Source organism: Shewanella sp. W3-18-1, assembly GCF_000015185.1.
In the GTDB taxonomy this organism is placed as follows: Bacteria; Pseudomonadota; Gammaproteobacteria; order Enterobacterales; family Shewanellaceae; genus Shewanella; species Shewanella putrefaciens.
This window is the reverse complement of the sequence record NC_008750.1, coordinates 372,625-392,005: the sequence shown is the minus strand read 5'-3', so window position 1 is coordinate 392,005 and position 19,381 is coordinate 372,625. Positions and strand designations below refer to the sequence as shown.

Genomic DNA, 19,381 nt, shown 5'->3' with positions numbered 1-19,381 from the left:
TCTCCTTGTAAAAAATAACGAAACACTAAGGTATGACGCAATGCTTACCATACTACGAAGCGAATCTGGCAAGCGTTTCGGAATAGCTCTTAAACGCATTTTATTCTTGATGCTCATGCCCAAAGCCAATTCTATGCCAGGCTTCTTTAAAATTTGAAGAGTCATATGATGTTGGCTGCAACCAATATGAAACAATCCCATTTTTCTCGCCACGATGAGCTAAGTTTCTAATTTCCTCAGGAAACATTACAAAAACATTTGGTTCCTTACCAACATTGTTTATTATTAGCCAAAAATCTCCCATAATTTTTTCAAGAGAATTTCCTAGTGGTACTGGATTTCTTTTGGTAAGTGATTTGACCTGAACTCCAATAAATTTGGTACCTGATTTGTTGTAAGCAATAATCCGTCATTCCGCAGCTAATTCCAGAATTTAAATAGTGTGATCTGGCGATCAGCTTTTCATAAAAACTACGACACCATCTTGACCGCGATCGACAGTTTTGATCTATTACTGCTATTTGACGGTCTCAAAATATGTCTACCCATCCTGTTATTAAACGCTTAGATCACCTTGGTCTCATTGCCGCCTTTTGTCACGAAATTGGCCTGCCACGGATGATAGATGCCGTTATCCCAAAATATTCTGACCACAATGTTTCTCATGGTGACGCGGTATTGGCCATGCTCCTAAATGGACTTGGCTTTCATAGCAGAACACTGCACATGTTCTCGGACTTTTTTAAGACCAAGCCTGTATCTAAGCTACTCGCCAAAGACATTGAAGCACACCACCTGACTGATGATGTACTAGGCCGCACATTAGATGCTCTATACGAAGCCGATGTCTCAGCGCTCTATCAGGTTATTGCTGAGCGTGTTGTTGATAAACTGGGCTTGACGACCGATTCTGTTCATCTTGATATCACTAGCTTCCACGTTGATGGTGAGTATGCACAAGATGAAAACACCAACGTGATTAAGCTTGTAAGAGGTTATAGTCGGGATCATAGGCCAGAGCTTAACCAAGTCGTGCTTGAACTCATCTGTGAAAACCAAGCAGGTATTCCTGTTTACATGCAAGCACTGAGTGGTAACACCAATGATGCCAAGGCATTCGCTGAAGTCACTAAAAGACACATACATTGCCTAAAAGCCGCGCAAAATAGTCGTTACTTTATCGCTGATGCCGCTTTGTACACCGAAGAAAGCATCTCCTCGCTAGATGAGCAAAATCAAAAATTCATTACCCGTGTCCCCATGACCATCAAGCTCGCAAAACAAGCACTACTTGCGCTAGAGCCAGAGCAATTAAGCACTATCGGTCATGGCTACTCAGGATGTTGGATAGACTCGGATTACGGAAAGGTCAATCAACGTTGGTTGCTCGTTCACAGTGAACAGGCCACCAAGCGGGAAGAAATCACTTTCTTCAAGAACTTAGAGAAAAACATAGCAAAAGAAATCAAAGCGTTGGAAAAGCTAAGTAAAAAACCATTCGCTTGTGAAGTTGACGCAGAATTAGCGTTTAACGATTTCAAGAAACAATGTGACTTACTTGGGTTTGAACAAGGCACTCTCATCAAACAGCCGACTTACTCTCATTCGGGCCGCCCAAAGACAGATGAAGCACCGACAGGATACCAATACTTTATCGAAGCCGCCCCCTTCACCGACCTAGAAAAAGTAAAACTGGCTAAGCTCAAAGTAGGCATGTTTATCCTCGCGACGAATGACACCGACAATGAAGCACTCACCATGGCGGCTCTTCTAGCACATTACAAATCGCAACAAAAAGTCGAGCGCGGCTTCCGTTTTCTAAAAAGCCCTGAGTTTTTAACCTCTTCCATCTTCTTGAAAAAGCCTGAGCGCATTGAAGCGTTGCTAATGATAATGACGTTGAGCTTGCTTGTTTACGCTAGTTTAGAACACAAAATCAGAGAACAACTCGCACAAACCGAAGCGTTCTTCCCAAGTATGGTAAAGAACAAGACGACCTCCAGACCGACGGCACGTTGGGTCTTCTTGCAATTCGAAGGCATAGATACGCTAGAGATTAACGGCCAAAGGTTCATCACTGGACTTCAAGATCACCAAACACAACTACTCAAATTACTCGGTAGATTCTATGAGGTAGTTTATTCCTAAATTAGCTGCGGAATGTCGGATAATGTCTATGCCTCTAGCATTTCTTGCTGTTGGCATAACATTCCAACCCATGCAAGAAAGCTTATAGCACGCGTAATACATTCCTATATTTCCAGTTACCTGAGTTTCTAGCTTCATTATTATTGCCTTACATTTCATTAGTGCGAATGCGAGTTGGCTCACAACAAACTAAAAAGGTTAGCTTCTGCATATGAACCAAACGAGGTAAATCTGATTCATCTACTCATTTTTGGACAGGAATGAGTTATCGGCCTTACTAAATTAACTATCGATGGATTACTTCAAGTATGGGGAAATATACAAAGCAAAAAAACAAGACTTTCTATACATTAACCTAGACTTTGAAATACTTGTCCTCCTGAGATAGCTCTAGAACTATATAATTTTTGTACTTCTCATAATCATTATCTTCGAGTTGACTCACCAACATCGATACGACCTGCTGGCCAGACAGTTTTATCGACTCATCGAACAATTGACGTATATGCTTAATGTCAACTTCGTCTATAGAGTCGTGTACAACAAACGTTGGTCTTTTAAGACCAAGTGAATCAACTGTTTTTATATAGGACAAGTCAAAAGTGATTACTTCAAGACGTTTCAATCCTCCATCATTGTTTGACTGGATATCATCTACAGTTGGTTGGCAATTGCCATTTGTAGCATCTAAGTTCAGATTGAAGTTATATTCGACCCCATAGAAGGTATTGGTGTAAGCCTTAAAGTGTTTTTTAAACTCGGTTTCGAATATGTGAACGTTTTGAAGTTCAGCAGCGAGCCTTCCTGAAAGCCCTTCTAGTCTTTCAGTCTCTTTTTTTAATCTGTCTTCTATACTATTCTTCTTCTCGACAATAGCATTTAGCTCAATTAGCGTTTTATTTAGCTCACCAATAGTCTTGACGGACTCTGAGATCTCTTCAATTTTCTTCTTAGACTTCAGTTCATGGTAAAGCGAAGATTTATTTTGCTCTAAAGCCTTGAGTTTAAGAGTATTATCAAGAAGTTGATCTTCAAGCTTATCAAGACCATCAGTAACAAATTCTGTTTTCGTCTCGACCAAATAATTATGAAATTTAAGCACATTATCATAGTCATTAATAACAGCCCCTAGCTTAACAGATGCATAGCCATAGATAGTCTCGAGTTCACTAAGTAGTTGATGGTTTTTGTTGCTTTCAAGTAGTTTTTGAGTCTTCTTTATATTATTTACTTTTAGATCTAACGATAGAATCTGGTTAGATAATTTATTTTGTTCATTATCGATGTGATTAATTTCACCGATTATCGCTAGCTTATCTATATTGTTTTCGCTCAGTAGTAGTGATCTTTCTAGCTTTCGGAGCTCTTTTTGAGTGCTATTAATAGTACTAAGGATTTTATCATCCTTTATAATGCCATTAAATGATTTTAACTTATTATCATAGTTACTAAGGAAGGTTTTAATACTCTGAATTGCACTCAGAATTTCAGTATCACCAAAGTTAAATAGGTACAAGAACAGAGTATTTCTATCTGCTTGAGATATCTTAAACTTATCATCATTGAACTTGACTGTCTTTGTCATTCGATGAGTATCTGTTCTCAGAAACTTTGGAGCTAGCTTTCTAAGGGTAGGCTTGTCAGAATATACATTGAACATAGTATTCAATATATGATTGTTGTACTCTTTTTTGCTCTTAACTTCATCGTTAACATAATAAGATCTGTCAGTACTTTCAATGGCAAGGTTTCGTTTGATCTCAGCGATGTTACCGTCCAACCCAATATACGCAAGGGTACAGGTCACATTGTGTTCATTAAATAACTTATGAATGTGCGGTTCAGCTGTGTCGAATTCTTCATCAATATAAATAGGGCCAATAGAACCGTCTAACAAGAAATCGATGATACGACCAGGCACAGACTTACCGATCTGGTTACCTGATAAACTCGAATCTCTCTTATTGGTGATGATATTTAGAGTATCTTTGAATTCGATCTCTCGAATTATACATCCATCAACCTTTGTCGTTAATTTGAGCAGTTTCATTGATGGAAACCTCATTGTTATTTTGTTTAATAGCAGAAATAGTGTATAGCCAGTCAAGAGTTAGGATCATATGGTCGATGGAAATAGAAAGCTCACTTTCTCCCAGCTTCATTAGGCGAGTAATCTTCATTTTACGACCTCTTGACTCTTGAAGTCGTTTTATTACGAATGCTCCAATATAGACAACGTTGATTTCTGGATTAGCACCTTTAGTCAGTATCATTAGGGTTCTCCAACACGTAACACTCAACAAAAGCATGAGCAATTACTATGTCAACTCCAAGAGCCATCTGTTCTTTGGTGAAATTGATGTTTGAAGACTTGTACAGGAATTTTGTTAGTTGAGTTCTGATATCATCTATTATTCCGTCTGCATGTTGCTTAATAGCGTCCATGTCAGGTTCCCAAACATCGATGTTGAACTTATGTAGTGCTTTTTCATACATATCATGAAGAATCAGCAAAGCCGTTTGTTTACCATTAACAATGTTCTTCTCAACCGTACCATACGCAGACTCAATATGTGATGAATAGCTCTTGTACTTTAGAACAATGCTTCTATTGTTCCTCAACTGATTATGTTTGATCTTCTTAGAGACTTTAGAGGGAAATGTACGATCCTTGATGTCTATAGTAACTTGAACTTGTGAGAGCTCGCTAATGACGTCATTGATGATAGAGTCAACCTTAGACTCTGGTGGCTCCGAGTTATTGAAGTCACCGTTCACCTCTTGGATTTGAACTAACGTTCCTGTCATACCTTTACTTTACCTATCTCATTGATTGAGATTGAAGTTACCATTCAATACACCTGTATTGATGTTTGAAGTGGTCAACTAAATTTGGCCACGGCTTTAGAATCTTCCCAAAATCTTCGCTCTGATTCATTTGGGCTTAATCCTGCATTATAATGATGTGGCCTGACTTGGCTGTAATAGCCAATAATATAATCAGTCACATCTTGTTTAGCTTCAATAAAACTCTTATAGCCTTGCGTTGGCACCCATTCCGTTTTTAAACTCCTGAAAAATCGCTCCATTGGCGCATTATCCCAGCAGTTACCTCGGCGACTCATGCTCTGGGTTATTTGATATTTCCACAGCCGTTGACGGTATTTAAGGCTAGTGTAATGACTGCCTTGGTCTGAGTGAAATATCAGGTTTTTAGGCTTACCCCGTGATTCAAATGCCATTTCCAGTGCTTTGCTGTTAACTCAGTATCTGGTGAAAATGACATTGCCCAACCCACCGCTTTTCTGGAAAATAAGTCCAGCACAACCGCTAAATAACACCAGCGATTACCCGCCCAAATGTAAGTGACATCGCCACACCAGACGGTGTTTGGTTCAACCACTGCAAATTGTCGTTCGAGTATATTGGGGATAGTGACATGCTCCTTCCCAGTCTTCTTGTAGTGATGTTTAGGTTGTTGGCAACTGACTAATCCTAGCTTTTTCATTAGCCTAGTGGCCCGATAACGACTTAGTGCAAAACCCCGTTCAGAAGCAATAGTGGCAATGTTTCTCGCACCAGCAGACTGGTTACTTTGTGCATGTAGCGCTTTGATTTCACATTCTAAACGTCGCTGCTCTGACGTCACAATATGCTCATGACTCACCCAATAACGGTAACTACTGCGGTTCACGTTAAATGCATGGCATAACACTGAAATAGGGTATTTACTGCTCTCATTGAGCTCCTCGATTATCGAGAATTGTTCAGCGAGTCCGACATCAATAGAGCAGTAGCCTTTTTTAAGATTTCTTTCTCGAGATTTATGCGCTCAATTTCACGTTTAAGTGCCCTAATCTCAATCTGCTCAGGCGTCATGGGTGAGGCTTTAGGAGTAAGCCCTTTGCGTTCAACCTGAAGTTGCGTTACCCACTTACTGACCGTTGATTTACCTACGTTCATGGCTTTGGCAGCCGCTTCTTGTGTATAGCCTTGGTCAATGACTAATTGGGCAGTTTCGAGTTTAATCGCTGCGCTATATCGAGCACGTTTACTTTTATTCATTTTGTCACCTAAATTTGCTATGAATGAGATCATAACATTTCTTATTAGGTGGCCAAATTCAGTGTGCCACTACAGTTGGTAGTACCTTCTTGCTTGACATCTTGTTGGTTGTCATGGGTGCTGTTGTTTTTGATGCTAATAATCTGCTGTTGTAGTTCGTAGTTATTCGCTTCAAGCTTTTCGCACTTAACCTTAAATTCATAGTTACTGGCTTGATAGCTTTCACACTGAACTTTAAGCTTCTTCTTTTCGTTTCGTTGTGATAGCGAAAAAATGAAACCAACAACCGTGCAAAACCAAGCAATTGTCGTCCCTAGAGGACTGGTATACCAAGCTAAAAACTCATGCATATACTTTCCTATCGATAAATAATTAAATTCTATAGGGTTTTTCGCCAATTTAACAGGTTGAAGTTATACATTTGTGTTTTTAATCAATGGTTTTAACATCTAATGTTCGACAATCTTATAGGGAGGTGAGAGCAATCGGTAGTGCTCACTAATTCCCCAGAATATCTGCAATCATTAGCAAAAATATCGGTAAACGAACAACCAAGACTTTATAGAGCTAAAGAGCTGAGTTGTTTTGGGGCATAAACGTGCCAGAACTGATCGGCCTGACACGAGTTTGAACCAAAGCGCGCTAGCCCGAAGCCAGCGCAAAAATGCGCTGGGTTTTAGCACGTGAACCAGACTAGGCAAGTCTGATTCGTTGAATCACTCTGGGGTAGAGTGATTCGCGGGCTCAATTTTAATGTCCGAATCTTTATCTAGATTAGTACGCTCATCTTTTAGATTGTCTTTATACAGCTAGAGTAAACCATCAAAATATTATTTTTTTAGGTTTAAACTTTTACCTCCTTTAACTAAGTACTGAGCGAGCCTATCACTTTCTTGAGGAAGAGAACTTGTGTTCATTTTGTACCCCAAACTTTTTACATCTTCAATAAGTTCTATTGCTCGTAACACTCCTATAGAAGAATCGATATCGTATACACTTAGTCCTGTAGTTTGAGATATTTTCCCTCTGGAGACTGATACTTCACTGAGGCTATTTTGGCGTATAGACAAAAGATAGAGAAACAACTTTAACGCATCTCTTTCTGATGGGTATCGATTCTTCAACCCTGTAAAGGAAACCACACGACCGTTTGGACCTAATAACGCTCGGCAAGGTAACTTACACCATCCTGAAATTGATAAGCCTACAATCTCATATACTACCTTCCTTGTAGTACCTTGTTTATGAATTAAGCCGCAAGAGATTAACTTCTTAAGGCCCCTTGACACTAAAACCCGACTTAAAGAGCAGTATTCTGAAAGTTGATCATACGTCAAACTAGACCCAATCAACTCCCTTTCCCTCAACACTTTCAAGTGAACCTGTAATATTGGCGGGTACGGAATCATTTTTCGGTCACTATATAAGCACAAACAGATATAAATTTTTAGTGCTGAAATTTCACCGGAAATATCTTTCTCTCTTCGTGAACTAAAGTGTTCACGAAGTATTCCTTTACCAAGCCAATCCGAAGGCATTTTAACCCACAGTAAAGTTGGCATATTTAGAGTTTTCCTAATATTGAACCAATAAACTCAACACCATATCCACTGACCAATGCAATTACTGTTATTAATAATAAAATCAGTTCCTTATGAATCTTTGCTAGCCTCTCAAGAAGAGTTATAAACTCATCAAGATATTTCAAAACTATGCCCATGATATAAACCTCTAAGTGTCCCCAATAAGTGCATCATTGAGTAAATGATTAAAGATGTCTATAACTGGACGCAATGTCTTTCTAGAAAGTAAAAATGATTTAAATCCTTTAAACTTATGTTTTTACTGTCTAATTAAATAGCAATTAAAAACAAAGTTAGTTCACAGCAATACCAAGTTAGTTCACGATGATGAGCAATAATCACCCACCTTAATCCAATTAAAGCATTACGATTACTCACTGTAATCGTATTTAAGGAGCGAAAGCATCAAATAATGAAAAATAGCGCAAGCGAAAAATGGCAGGATTGTATGCATGAATCAGACTAGCCAAGTCTGATTCGTTGAATCACTCTGTCTTAGAGTGATTCAATGGCTCATTTTTGGACATTTCCGCGTTAGAATTTTAACTCTAATTCCACAGATTCGAATTACCAAAAGTATGGCAATGCTCGATCTAACAATAAGTGAAAATATATATTCAAGAGGGATATCTATGGCACTGTCTAATGCGTACTAGACAGCATCATATCGGGATATTAGAACTTGTTTGTATCTTTAACTTCCAATAATTCACCGTTACTGGCGATTTTCAGAAAGACCTGTTTTTTAGTGGTGGGGTTAACAGCGCTTATTACATAAAAATTACCTTCAAAGGTCACAATGGATAATTGTGATTCAGGTACCTCTTTCCATGAGCCATCTAATTTACCTACCTCAAAACCAAAGTCTTTAAATGTCATTTGATTGAGTGACTTAGCGGCAACCTTTATTGCACCTTGCCCACTAATCACACCATGATCAGCATGGGCTAAAGCACTACCATTCATTAATAGGCCACATAGGGCGACAACTGTTATCAATTTTTTCATAGCATTCTCCAAATTATGTCAATTATTATTTAAGGCCAATGACGTCATACTGCCCTTTAACCAGTAGCTGTACGGCTATCGGTTTATCCGATTTATTTTTCCAATACCAACCATGGGAACCCGCGAAAGGTGCCGTAAAGCTCCCTTTCATTTCGTTTGATGTTGCTATGGTGTAACTCTCAAAATAACCTGTAGTATCTCCCTCTGGTTCACCATGGAGGTCAAAATACAAAGCGTCGCCATCAGTTAACCATTCATAGGTCATTTTGGCATACTGTGGCATAGCAAACTTATATTCGACGCCTCGACCAGCGGGAACAACCACTTCAATCGTTTGAAATTCTTGGCTGTTTTTCTCACCTAAGCCCTGCGTTGAAACCACACCTTCGGCTTCAGCGGCTTGTGCAAGTGTCGTTAATCCCAATTTTTGGCCTACGCCTGTCGGGTCAATGTTGTACTCGGCAGGAAGGATAAAAGTCACCAGAGCAACGGCCGCAATGACAGTTGCGGAAATACTGGCTTTGACTAAAGTGGTTGAACTCACAGTGTGTTGCATAATCTTCTCTTTTTATTAGTTAATTTACAAAATAACCAGTAAGCTGATAGCCCATCAGCATGATCCCGGCACTCATGAGTGCCGTGTTTGTGAGCGTTGAAAATCGCTGAAATGAAGGAAAGTGACGCCAAGCGTTAATCACTATCAAAATAAAGGCCAACGCAGCAAATTGCCCGATCTCCACCCCGATGTTAAATGCCAATAAATTGGTAAACAGGCCTTCCTGTGACAGTTCAAATTCCTGTAATTTGGTTGCCAGTCCAAAGCCATGGAACAAACCAAAGATCAACACCGCCATTTGGGTATTGGGTTGCCAATTAAAGCAGCGCTTAAATCCACCTAAGTTATCAAAACCTTTGTAGATCACTGATACGCCGATAATGGCATCGATCAAATACGCATTGACCTGAACATCAGTCATAACGCCAAGTAACAACGTTGTGCTGTGACCAATAGTAAACATGGTGACATACAACAACACATCTTTGCTGCGGTACAAAAAGAAGATCACCCCCACTAAAAATAGTAAGTGGTCGTATCCGGTGATCATATGCTTAGCCCCGATATACAAAAACGGAATAAATTGCACCCCTTGGTTTTGTTCTAAAAAGGCTCGGGTATTGTCATCGACCCCATGGGCCAATACATCGACACTGATAAAACCTAACAGTCCAATTAAGAGGAATAGGCTGATTTTTAATAGCTTATTTGGCATCAACTAACTCCATTGCTTCTACTTCAGTCAAAATAGACTCCTTTTCTTTGTGTAAAATTCGATATAGCGCGGGGATAAGAAATAGCGTTAATAGCGTAGAGGAGATAATGCCGCCAATCACTACGGTAGCCAGTGGCCGTTGCACTTCAGAACCAATACCGGTATTGAGGGCCATCGGAATAAAGCCAAGCGAGGCGACTAATGCGGTGGTTATGACCGGACGCAGCCTTGTAAGTGCCCCTTCAAAAATGGCGCTATCGAGTCCCATCCCTTCTTTACGCAATTGGCGGATAAAGGACACCATTACCAGACCGTTTAAAATCGCAATGCCCGATAATGCAATAAAGCCAACCGCGGCCGAAATTGAGAACGGAATATCGCGCAGCAACAGCGCCGCAATCCCACCAGTTAACGCCAGAGGCACACCAGTAAAGATAATCATTGCGTCTTTAAAGGAGTTAAGCGCCAACATCAGCAACCCGATAATCATCAACAAGGTAACAGGCACCACAATACTGAGGCGTTTTGAAGCCGATTGCAGTTTCTGATAGGTGCCACCGTACTCCAGCCAATAACCTGCGGGAATTGCTACTTTTTCACCAATAACAGTCTGAATATCGGCGACAAAGCTGCCTAAATCTCGTCCACGTACGTTAGCAGTAACGACCATTCGGCGTTTACCGTTTTCACGGTTTATTTGGTTAGCACCAGAAACCAGCTCTAAGGAGGCTAATTCTTGAAGTGGAATGCTTTGACCGCCAGGCAACGTAATTGGTAGATAACTGAGCGCATCGATGTTCTGCCTACGCGACTCATCAAGACGCACCACGATATCTGAACGCACATCCCCTTGGTAGAATTTACCCGCCACAGTCCCTCCCATCGCGGTTGCAACCTGAGATTGCACCTCCATGATACTGATACCATGCTGCATCAGCTTTTGACGATTAGGAATGATGTTCAGCATCGTTAGCCCCGTGCTCTGCTCAACCTGAATATCTGCAACGCCTTCGACTTGAGCGATAGCGGACTCAATTTCTGCACCCAGTGCTGTGAGCGTATCAAAATCATCACCAAACACTTTGATGGCAAGTTCTGCCCTTACCCCTGCCAGCAGTTCATTGAAACGCATCTGAATGGGTTGCAAGAATTCATAACGATTACCCGGAATGGGGGCGACTAGAGCAGCAAGTTCTTCGACGATTTGTGCTTTAGATTTGTTAGGATTGGGCCACTGCTCACGTGGTTTTAAGATAATGAAGTTATCCGCCACGCTGGGAGGAACCGCATCGGTAGCGACATCAGCCGTACCGATTTTGGCAAACACCCGCTCAACTTCTGGCATTTGTTTAATTTTATCTTCCAGTGTTTCCTGCAGGGCGATTGCCTGACTCAGCGAGGTTCCCGGAATTCGAAGGGCGTGCATAGCAATATCCCCTTCATCTAGATTAGGTGCGAATTCACTGCCTAATTTCGTCGCCTGATAACCAAAGATTGCCACTAACAGCGTGGCAGCGATGACAACCATCCAGCGCCCTTTAATAACCCAACTTAAGGCCGGGCGATATAAGAACACTGCGCCACGAATAAGTGGACTGTGTTTCTCTTTCACCGGTTTTTTAAACAGCAGTGCAACCATTGCAGGAACAAAGGTGACGGAAAGCAGCATTGCACTTAACAGTGCAATCACCACTGTAATGGCCATTGGATGGAACATTTTGCCTTCCACGCCTTCCAGCGCAAAAATCGGCAAATAGACCGCCGTTATGATAAAGACACCAAACAGTGCCGGGCGAATAACCTCGCGAGTGGCCTCAAAGACGAGTTCTAAACGTTCTTTTAATGGTAAGGGATCATCCCCCGCCTGACTTAAACGCCTCAGGCAATTTTCAACAATGATGATCGCGCCATCCACTAATAAACCAAAGTCCAGAGCCCCTAAGCTCATCAAGTTAGCACTAACACGAGTCTGCACCATGCCCGTAATGGTCATCAACATGGCAAAAGGGATGACTAATGCGGTTAAAAATGCCGCCCGAAAGTTTCCTAGCAAGACAAACAACACCACGATCACCAGAATTGCGCCTTCAAGTAGATTGGTTTGTACTGTCTGTAACGTTTTATCTACCAAGGTGGTGCGGTCATATACGGCAGTGGCCACAATCCCTTCTGGTAAAGTCGCATTGATTTCTGTGAGCTTTTCGCCCACGGCATGGGCTACGGTGCGGCTATTTTCACCAATTAACATAAACACGGTACTCATAACCACTTCACGGCCATTCTGCGTGGCGGCACCGTTTCGTAGACCTTGGCCATTTTCAATCTCTGCCACATCTTTGATGGTCAAGGCTGATCCATTGGCCGATTTCAGCGGGATATTGCCAATCGTGGCCATATCCTCTGCCTGACCGGGCATTCTCAGTAGCCACTGCGCGCCGTTTTGCTCAATAAAACCCGCACCTTGATTTTGATTATTTTTAGCAATGGCATCGACAACATCCGCTTGGGTTAAGCCAAAGGCCAAAAGTTTTTCTGGTTTGAAAGCCACTAAAATTTCACGTTCAAAACCACCAATAGGATTCACTTCAACAACGCCGGGCACTCGCATCAACTGCGGTCTAATCGTCCAATCGTGCACAGTGCGTAAATCCATTGGGGTGATCGGCGAACCATCGGCGTGGGTGGCATCAGGCAATGCATCCACCGTAAACATAAAGATTTCACCTAAGCCTGTCGCAATAGGCCCAAGCTGCGGCTCAAGTCCTACAGGCAATTCAGCACGGGCTGCGGATAATCGTTCGTTCACGAGCTGGCGGGCAAAATACACATCCGTGTCGTCACTGAATATGGCAACCACTTGAGACAAGCCATAGCGAGAAACGGAACGTGTGTAAGTTAGCCCAGGTAAACCTGCCAAAGCGGTTTCCAAGGGAAAGGTGACCCGTTGCTCAATCTCAAGCGGGGTATAACCTGGGGCTTCGGTGTTGATCATCACCTGCACATTGGTGATGTCCGGCACCGCATCAATCGGCAATTTAGTGAAGTTCCATATGCCTAATCCGGCTAAAGCTAATACCATCACCAGCACTAGGAATTTTCGCTTTATCGAAATGCGTAAAATCGATTCCAACATGACTTACACTCCTAGTGATCGTGGGATGCGCCAGACTTTTCAATGTCGGCTTTTAAGATATAGCTATTTTCGGTGACGTATTCAGTGCCAGGTTTCAAACCGCCCAGTACCTCAACCCATTCACCGCCTTGACGGCCTAGCTCCAGCATACGCACTTCATATTGCTCACCGACTTTGGCAAACACTACGGTGAAATCACGAAACCCTTGCAATCCAATTCGTTTAACCGCCAAAGACACCTCAATGGTGGCCACTTCAATCTTGGCGTGAACAAAACTGCCGGAGGTAAACGCTCCCTTTTCATTAGCAAGTTTTACCCACACGATACGGGCTTGATCATCACGCACTTGGGGCTCGATAAATGAAACAGTACCTTGATAAGTCTCATCCGAGCCCTCTATCTGCAAAGTGACGGCAGCACCGATGCTAACCTTTTGATAATCAATGGGGTATACCGCCAGTTTAGCGATATAATGACTGTTATCGGTGAGCGTCAGCAACGAACGGCCAAGGGTTTGCTCGCCACTGTTAGCGAACTGCTGGGTGACTACGCCATCGGATGGCGCTTTGATTTGATATGGCTTCAAACTTTCGTTACTTTCTATGGTTAACAAGGGTTGGCCTTTTTTTACCCTGTCACCCAGTCCAACATACAACTGCGTAATTTCTCCTTCAAAGCGAGCGGCGATGGCACGCTGCGACTCTACCGGTAGCGCCAATGTGCCATAGGCAGGGATTGTTTGGTGCAAAGTGGCTGGACCTGCAATATCGGTTTGAATATCCATCGCGGTGGCGACGGCTTGCTCTATCGTGGTGCGACCTTCAAAGTTGTCATACTGCCAAAGGTACGTTTTACCTTGGTATTTAGCCTCAATCGTGACCACAAACGAATGGGGTTCATAGATCTCCATATCACCACGGAGGAAATCCCCTTGCGCGTTAAAGCGAATGTCATCCACGACATTGCCTAAGCGAGTCAATTTAACGCTCAAATCAACAGTTTTGGGATCTAGTGGTTTCCCTTCATAGGTCAACCACACTCGAAACTCTGGAGGGACACCCGTTTCAAAAATGGACAGCTCTAAAGCAAAATTCCCCTCACGCAGCATACGTCCACGATGCGGACCTTTTTCTGGCTCAGCCTGCTCAGCAACAGGGGCTGAGGAAGCCATTACAGGTGTTGGGATGACGGCGTTCATACCCATACTGAGCAGTATCGCCAAACTCAGTGACGAAAGGATGTGGTTATTTTTCATAAGTAATCTCACTGAGAAATGGACGTACCCGTCAGGCGTTGAATTTCGATGTGTTGCAAATGCAGGCTTTCAAAGGCATCCAGCAACTGATATTGAGCACTGAGTAATTCCCGATACACATCATTGTATTGGTTGTAACTGAGTTGACCTTTATCAAAAGCATTGCTTGCCTCTGACAGGGCTTTTTCGAGGGTGGGCACTATGCTGTTGCGCACTGTATCTATCACATGCGCAGAGTGTGCCATTTCCTGTAGCAGTACATAGAGTTGAGCATCTTGAGCTTGCATTAATGCGCTTTGTTCGTTGGCCAACACATCCTGCTGAGCGTGGAGGGCTGCGATTGTCCCTGCATTACGGTCACTTGTGCCCCAAGGGATAGAGACGCCTGCCACTAAACCAAAGTCATCGCTTGCCTCATAACGACGGACCCCAGCGGTAAATTGCCACTGGGGTTTGGCTTCAATTCGTGCCAGTTCCATTTGTGACTGAGCAATACGCTGAGCACTGGCAAACTGTTGAAAACGCGGATTCTGCTTTAGCAGGGTAAGCTGACTGTCAACCGACGGCACAGTTGGCATGTCCAGCAGATCACCGTTGAAATAATATGATGCTTGAGGCTTTCCCCAAAAAGAGGCTAGTTGATACTGGCTCGCTTGCAGCTCGTGTTCGATATCTTCGACCGCCAGTCCTCGGCGGATAAATTCAGCCTTTGCCAACTGCATTTCAACCGCCGAACTTTTACCTACTTGCACCCGCTTGGCAATCGTACCAACAACGTTCTCAGCCTGAGCCTTTGCCATCACATTGAGCTTAAGGCGCTCCTGTTTAACCAGTATATCGATAAAGTGCTTAGCCACCTGTGAAGACAAATCGAGCGCCTTGATTTGCTTCTCTATGGCCAGTTTAGTGGCTTCTGTTTTTGCCGTGTTAACACGACTATCAATTAAATCCTGTTGCAGCAACCATGAGAAGGTGAGCGTAGATTGCATACTTTTCAATGCACTGTGTTCCCCTGTGCCTAACGCATCCTCAATCATCAGCCCAATTTCTGGGCGTTCACCGACACTCGCTTGCTGAATACGCCCCTCCCAGACTCGCTGCTGCGATACAAAAGCTTGTAAATCAGGATGATGAGTGAGAGTCATGGTAACCGCATCAGATAAACTGATTTTTTGTGGGTTTTCATCTGTCGCTGCGGATACCGACAGGATAATACTCATTCCTATCAATGCAGCAGAAAACCGATGGCCTATCGGTTTTTTGGCTGTGCGTTTACAAAGAATAGCTTTCATTCCCAATCCTTACTTAATGGGTGAAAAAAGTTTCGATAATATGGTGGAGGCTATCCACCGTGGAGGCGGTTAATACTGGTGCTATGACTAACAACACAATAGCTAAACCGATTGCCAATCGAGAAGATGTACATACAGGATAAATTAGGCGCTGCACTCGCACGCTGGTTTGATCATTGCCGAAATAGCTCGTTTGCAACCCATCACAACCTAGCGTTACGCTTCGTTGCATTCTGGCAACGTTAACCAGAGCCTGAGCGACGTCAAGATTGTCGTGTTCATTTGTCACTGCATGATCTGCTATCTGTTCAGTAAGCAAGGTAAATTGCCTGACAAAATGTTGTTTCATCCCGAGCGGGAAAAAGCCTGCAAAAGTCGCGAAGATCACTTTAAACAGAGGATCTCGGGCAGCGACATGCGCCATTTCGTGCCGGATAATAATATCTAATTCCTGCTCATTAACCCGTTCTTGTAATGCCGTGGTTAGATAGATTTTGGGAGAAATAAGCCCTGTGGTAAAAGCTGCAGGTATTGCCAAAGGTAATAAATAATAACGATGCTGAGAGTTGGCTTCTTGGGGGTAAACATCTGAGAATCCAAGCAGAGACGCCATTGTTGATGATTGTTTTTTGCGAGAATAAACAGTCTTTATCATCGACCAAATCAAAAATCCCGAGGCCGAAAGCAAGGTAACTGCGTGCCAACTGTCAAAGCTAAAAATATCCACATGGTGCCAGTGAACAAATTCATTTAACCAAGCTGCAGAAAACAAATCTTGCTGCTTCGGCCAGAAAAAGACAACACAATTAATCGCTATCCACCAAGGCGCTGTGACTAACGACCATAGGATAACTTTACGTAACCTGAAAGTGAGATAATCTAATCTAGGCAGAGTGAATCGTAGAGCGATCGAGATGAACACAACACTGATAGCAAATGCCAGCACTGCCACACTCAGTAAATTCAGTGTAATCGCTAAATCGCCAACAAACATAAGCCTAATTATCCTTTCCGAAGTTGACGTTGTTCTTCAATTAAATGTTCCAAGATATCTAGCTGAGCATCATTCAGATTAGCTGATACTGAACTAAATGCCGCGATCAGACTGTGCTCACCCTCTTCGACAAAGTCGCTAGTAACATTGGTAATAAGTTTGGCGATCAAGGCTTCTCTGTCGACTTTTGCTCTATAAAAGTAGGCATGACCCTGCTTCGTTCGACTCAGTAATCCTTTTTTAAACAAGCGATCTAAGGTGCTCTGAATGGTATTGAGTGAACTCTCTCGAGACAACCCAAGCACCGCATGTACTTGCTTAGCATCCGCTTCAGACTCAGTCCAAAGATGTTGCAAAACCTGCTTTTCTAATTCACCTAACTGCATAACACTTTTCTCTTGCCATAATGACCGCTATAGTGGCAGAACAAAAACCGATAGGCAATCGGTTTTTAATAACTCATAGTGAGGGTGGAATGGGCTGGCTACTAACAAAGTATATGATCACCGCTGCAGTCGTTGTTGCAGCTTCTGAGCTTGCAAAGCGTAGTGATAAACTTGGAGCGCTGATCGTGGCATTGCCGCTGGTCACCATTTTAGCCATGGTTTGGTTATATGTTGAAAAACAGCCAATGGAAAAAATAGCGAACCATGCTTGGTACACGTTCTGGTATGTCATACCTACATTACCTATGTTCCTGATATTTCCATCACTGTTACAACGTTTGGGTTTCTGGCCATCGTTACTAGTGAGTGCCACGATAACCGTAATTTGCTTTTGGTTGTTTGCGTTATTCGTAAAAATATTTGGAATCGATCTAATTTCATGGCACTAGAAAAATGATGTGATTCAGTAATAGTGGGAACTTTATACATTACAAAAATTTGGTCAACCTGTGCACAGTTGGTATCAGGTCCTTTGCTACTCCTGAAAAGCTTTGGGGCATAAACATGCTAGGTAAGTTCTAAAATAGTGGCCAGTTTTCATTGGCCACTACAGTAATTGGGCTGAAGAAGAGATGGATAGCTACTACCTATCAAGCAAATATGTCAGTGACTTCTACGATGTTCAACGTGAACTCCTGAAGAAAGAAGTAAGCAACTAACTAAGTTCATGAAGGATACTATTACGAAGAGAGATTCACATTTCTATCGCACTGCATCAGTCATTCAAGCCATCAGCTTTAAGTAGGCAGGGCGAGAGCACACTTTGTTAAATCAAGTAACAAGCCCGATTTTTGCTCATTAAGCACACAACCCAAGAGTAAATAGCACTTGGTTTTACACCGTGGAGTGAGCAATATTTATACCTATTGATGTTGTTTTGCTCTGCCTGCTCATTTTTTAGGTTAGTGTGCTCTCACCCTGTTTAAGTAGGAATCCATGAAGTATTTAATGCCTCTAACTCTATTTATGTCATTTTGTAGTGGCTGAATTTGGCCACTATATTGAAAGTTATAATAGATAGCTTAGGTTAAGTACAAACAGCTAAACTTCAATATATCTCTATTTCAAACACACTTTGGGACAAAAACGGCTTAAGGCATCAACCCTCTTTTGGGCAATTTCGAGTTAGAGCTGATGTTCAAAATTGAATGCTTCACATAAGAAAAATTTAGAAAAAGCAATGCTAGAATCCACAGCAATCGCTAATGATATTTCAGTTTTTGCTTAGATCTGTTCCATTCTGACAACTGAAACGTTGGCTATTCCAAGTCCAGTTAGAGTGTCACAGTGCACTTCCTCATCATCAGAGTCATAAAAAGTCGCAACCCATTTGGCATCAGGTCTGACTGATTGCTCCAACTTCTGGAAGTAGGGTAAATCTACGTCAGCTAATGAGTGGCCGAGAACATATACTTCATCAATATTGCCGAGCTTTGCAAAGAAATCTTCGTTGTTTTTTATGATCTGGTCTGTTCCCTTGAAAGTTGCTGAGAAATACTGATTGATGGCATCCTTGCCACGCTCGAATGAATAGTCATATTGATCAGATTGATATTCCATCCAACGTTCTAAATCTTCATCACTCAATCCTAATGGTGGTTCGGCAAGTCTCTCTTTGAAATTTTCAGGATCAACACCATGACCGAGAATTAATTTATCAACATGCTCATCGGCTTTCCCGTGAATGAATAGCAGGTTTTCATCGGGGATTGCGTAGTATTTAGAAAGCGTATCTGTGTAGTTGAATGTGAGGTAAACAGCGTCTCTATCAATGTTTACTGATCGGCTGTGATCAAACTGAGGAAACTGCACAGACAAAATGAACTCTTTGAATGCCTTATACAGATCAGTGGTTAGAAGCCCAAGTATTCGCTCCATCTCAATTTCAAGCGTGTATCGGTCTCTGTCTCGAAAGTCATCTGAAGAATAGCTTGGCATTGCATCCATGTTTGCTTCCAAAACTGAATCTTTATCAAGCAGTGACATACTCGTTTCAAATTCAGACCATAAAAGGTCTGACATTGATGTAGGGTAATCTGGATTGAGATCACCGAATCCATAATGCTCGATCAATAAGTCATAGGTTTCCCAATAGTTGTTTTTAAGATATAACCCAAATGATGTGTATTTTGTGTCGAGACCATGATGAACATCAAAGCCATTACCAATTACATATAACTTCATG

18 protein-coding genes and 1 pseudogene are annotated in these 19,381 nt (G+C 42.2%); 2 read left to right on the top strand and 17 right to left on the bottom strand.

The genetic code is table 11. The features are described from left to right. Nucleotides 1-100 precede the first annotated feature (100 nt). Nucleotides 101-304, bottom strand: coding sequence for a hypothetical protein (locus SPUTW3181_RS01885; protein ID WP_011787759.1), 204 nt, complete (start codon nucleotides 302-304; stop codon nucleotides 101-103). A gap of 233 nt (nucleotides 305-537) precedes the next feature. Between SPUTW3181_RS01885 and SPUTW3181_RS01880 the strand changes: the two genes are divergently transcribed. Beyond that, nucleotides 538-2,148, top strand: a complete 1,611-nt coding sequence (locus SPUTW3181_RS01880) for an IS1634-like element ISSpu7 family transposase (protein ID WP_011787758.1) — start codon at nucleotides 538-540, stop codon at nucleotides 2,146-2,148. A 355-nt stretch (nucleotides 2,149-2,503) separates the two neighbouring features. On the opposite strand, the gene SPUTW3181_RS01875 is transcribed toward SPUTW3181_RS01880, so the two are convergent. From SPUTW3181_RS01875 to SPUTW3181_RS01805, 15 genes and pseudogenes are all read right to left on the bottom strand, one after another. Then, nucleotides 2,504-4,198, bottom strand: a complete 1,695-nt coding sequence (locus SPUTW3181_RS01875; RefSeq protein WP_011787756.1) for a hypothetical protein — start codon at nucleotides 4,196-4,198, stop codon at nucleotides 2,504-2,506. Further along, a complete protein-coding gene (locus SPUTW3181_RS01870) occupies nucleotides 4,167-4,421 on the bottom strand; it encodes an ABC-three component system middle component 6 (RefSeq protein WP_041407895.1) in 255 nt (84 codons plus the stop codon). The genes SPUTW3181_RS01875 and SPUTW3181_RS01870 overlap by 32 nt, the downstream gene beginning before the upstream one ends. Next, a complete protein-coding gene (locus SPUTW3181_RS01865; RefSeq protein ID WP_011787755.1) occupies nucleotides 4,408-4,956 on the bottom strand; it encodes a hypothetical protein in 549 nt (182 codons plus the stop codon). Before SPUTW3181_RS01865 ends, SPUTW3181_RS01870 begins: the two co-directional genes overlap by 14 nt. A 74-nt stretch (nucleotides 4,957-5,030) precedes the next feature. Next, nucleotides 5,031-6,213, bottom strand: a pseudogene (locus SPUTW3181_RS01860) (IS3 family transposase). A 44-nt stretch (nucleotides 6,214-6,257) separates the two neighbouring features. Then, complete coding sequence (locus tag SPUTW3181_RS01850; protein WP_041407892.1) at nucleotides 6,258-6,563, bottom strand: hypothetical protein; 306 nt, start codon at nucleotides 6,561-6,563, stop codon at nucleotides 6,258-6,260. 480 nt (nucleotides 6,564-7,043) lie between these two features. Further along, nucleotides 7,044-7,775: a hypothetical protein gene (locus SPUTW3181_RS01845; RefSeq protein ID WP_011787750.1), complete on the bottom strand. Its 732-nt coding sequence runs from the start codon at nucleotides 7,773-7,775 to the stop codon at nucleotides 7,044-7,046. A gap of 2 nt (nucleotides 7,776-7,777) precedes the next feature. Then, complete coding sequence (locus tag SPUTW3181_RS21815; protein ID WP_157037386.1) at nucleotides 7,778-7,933, bottom strand: hypothetical protein; 156 nt, start codon at nucleotides 7,931-7,933, stop codon at nucleotides 7,778-7,780. A 538-nt stretch (nucleotides 7,934-8,471) separates the two neighbouring features. Continuing rightward, nucleotides 8,472-8,804 carry a DUF6488 family protein gene (locus SPUTW3181_RS01840; protein ID WP_011787749.1) on the bottom strand — a complete coding sequence of 111 codons (333 nt, stop codon included), beginning with the start codon at nucleotides 8,802-8,804 and terminating at the stop codon, nucleotides 8,472-8,474. 25 nt (nucleotides 8,805-8,829) lie between these two features. Beyond that, a complete protein-coding gene (locus SPUTW3181_RS01835; protein WP_011787748.1) occupies nucleotides 8,830-9,360 on the bottom strand; it encodes a hypothetical protein in 531 nt (176 codons plus the stop codon). A gap of 19 nt (nucleotides 9,361-9,379) precedes the next feature. Further along, nucleotides 9,380-10,075: a HupE/UreJ family protein gene (locus tag SPUTW3181_RS01830; RefSeq protein ID WP_011787747.1), complete on the bottom strand. Its 696-nt coding sequence runs from the start codon at nucleotides 10,073-10,075 to the stop codon at nucleotides 9,380-9,382. Beyond that, nucleotides 10,065-13,208, bottom strand: coding sequence for an efflux RND transporter permease subunit (locus SPUTW3181_RS01825; protein WP_011787746.1), 3,144 nt, complete (start codon nucleotides 13,206-13,208; stop codon nucleotides 10,065-10,067). The genes SPUTW3181_RS01830 and SPUTW3181_RS01825 overlap by 11 nt, the downstream gene beginning before the upstream one ends. Nucleotides 13,209-13,219: 11 nt before the next feature. Continuing rightward, entirely contained in the window at nucleotides 13,220-14,464 is a 1,245-nt protein-coding gene (locus SPUTW3181_RS01820) for an efflux RND transporter periplasmic adaptor subunit (protein WP_011787745.1), read from the bottom strand. 8 nt (nucleotides 14,465-14,472) lie between these two features. Further along, nucleotides 14,473-15,756, bottom strand: a complete 1,284-nt coding sequence (locus tag SPUTW3181_RS01815; protein WP_011787744.1) for a TolC family protein — start codon at nucleotides 15,754-15,756, stop codon at nucleotides 14,473-14,475. Between the two features lie 13 nt (nucleotides 15,757-15,769). Continuing rightward, complete coding sequence (locus SPUTW3181_RS01810) at nucleotides 15,770-16,750, bottom strand: M56 family metallopeptidase (protein ID WP_011787743.1); 981 nt, start codon at nucleotides 16,748-16,750, stop codon at nucleotides 15,770-15,772. Nucleotides 16,751-16,758: 8 nt separating this feature from the next. Next, a complete protein-coding gene (locus SPUTW3181_RS01805) occupies nucleotides 16,759-17,136 on the bottom strand; it encodes a BlaI/MecI/CopY family transcriptional regulator (RefSeq protein WP_011787742.1) in 378 nt (125 codons plus the stop codon). A gap of 89 nt (nucleotides 17,137-17,225) precedes the next feature. Here SPUTW3181_RS01805 and SPUTW3181_RS01800 point away from each other — a divergent pair, with 89 nt between their 5' ends. Beyond that, nucleotides 17,226-17,585: a DUF3147 family protein gene (locus SPUTW3181_RS01800; RefSeq protein ID WP_011787741.1), complete on the top strand. Its 360-nt coding sequence runs from the start codon at nucleotides 17,226-17,228 to the stop codon at nucleotides 17,583-17,585. Nucleotides 17,586-18,420: 835 nt separating this feature from the next. Here SPUTW3181_RS01800 and SPUTW3181_RS01795 read toward each other — a convergent pair. Continuing rightward, the gene (locus SPUTW3181_RS01795; protein WP_011787740.1) at nucleotides 18,421-19,380 is read right to left on the bottom strand and encodes a bacteriophage abortive infection AbiH family protein; all 960 of its coding nucleotides are present in this window, start codon (nucleotides 19,378-19,380) and stop codon (nucleotides 18,421-18,423) included. Nucleotide 19,381: the final 1 nt, after the last annotated feature.

Bases quoted from the DNA above. Each gene is read 5' to 3' on its own strand.
- SPUTW3181_RS01865 (WP_011787755.1), bottom strand. From the start codon at position 4,956: ATGACAGGAACGTTAGTTCAAATCCAAGAGGTGAACGGTGACTTCAAT.
- SPUTW3181_RS01800 (WP_011787741.1), top strand. From the start codon at position 17,226: ATGGGCTGGCTACTAACAAAGTATATGATCACCGCTGCAGTCGTTGTT.
- SPUTW3181_RS01830 (WP_011787747.1), bottom strand. From the start codon at position 10,075: ATGCCAAATAAGCTATTAAAAATCAGCCTATTCCTCTTAATTGGACTG.
- SPUTW3181_RS01820 (WP_011787745.1), bottom strand. From the start codon at position 14,464: ATGAAAAATAACCACATCCTTTCGTCACTGAGTTTGGCGATACTGCTC.
- SPUTW3181_RS01825 (WP_011787746.1), bottom strand. From the start codon at position 13,208: ATGTTGGAATCGATTTTACGCATTTCGATAAAGCGAAAATTCCTAGTG.
- SPUTW3181_RS01870 (WP_041407895.1), bottom strand. From the start codon at position 4,421: ATGATACTGACTAAAGGTGCTAATCCAGAAATCAACGTTGTCTATATT.
- SPUTW3181_RS01835 (WP_011787748.1), bottom strand. From the start codon at position 9,360: ATGCAACACACTGTGAGTTCAACCACTTTAGTCAAAGCCAGTATTTCC.
- SPUTW3181_RS01815 (WP_011787744.1), bottom strand. From the start codon at position 15,756: ATGAAAGCTATTCTTTGTAAACGCACAGCCAAAAAACCGATAGGCCAT.
- SPUTW3181_RS01795 (WP_011787740.1), bottom strand. From the start codon at position 19,380: ATGAAGTTATATGTAATTGGTAATGGCTTTGATGTTCATCATGGTCTC.
- SPUTW3181_RS01845 (WP_011787750.1), bottom strand. From the start codon at position 7,775: ATGCCAACTTTACTGTGGGTTAAAATGCCTTCGGATTGGCTTGGTAAA.
- SPUTW3181_RS01850 (WP_041407892.1), bottom strand. From the start codon at position 6,563: ATGCATGAGTTTTTAGCTTGGTATACCAGTCCTCTAGGGACGACAATT.
- SPUTW3181_RS01885 (WP_011787759.1), bottom strand. From the start codon at position 304: ATGGGAGATTTTTGGCTAATAATAAACAATGTTGGTAAGGAACCAAAT.
- SPUTW3181_RS21815 (WP_157037386.1), bottom strand. From the start codon at position 7,933: ATGGGCATAGTTTTGAAATATCTTGATGAGTTTATAACTCTTCTTGAG.
- SPUTW3181_RS01880 (WP_011787758.1), top strand. From the start codon at position 538: ATGTCTACCCATCCTGTTATTAAACGCTTAGATCACCTTGGTCTCATT.
- SPUTW3181_RS01840 (WP_011787749.1), bottom strand. From the start codon at position 8,804: ATGAAAAAATTGATAACAGTTGTCGCCCTATGTGGCCTATTAATGAAT.
- SPUTW3181_RS01810 (WP_011787743.1), bottom strand. From the start codon at position 16,750: ATGTTTGTTGGCGATTTAGCGATTACACTGAATTTACTGAGTGTGGCA.
- SPUTW3181_RS01805 (WP_011787742.1), bottom strand. From the start codon at position 17,136: ATGCAGTTAGGTGAATTAGAAAAGCAGGTTTTGCAACATCTTTGGACT.
- SPUTW3181_RS01875 (WP_011787756.1), bottom strand. From the start codon at position 4,198: ATGAAACTGCTCAAATTAACGACAAAGGTTGATGGATGTATAATTCGA.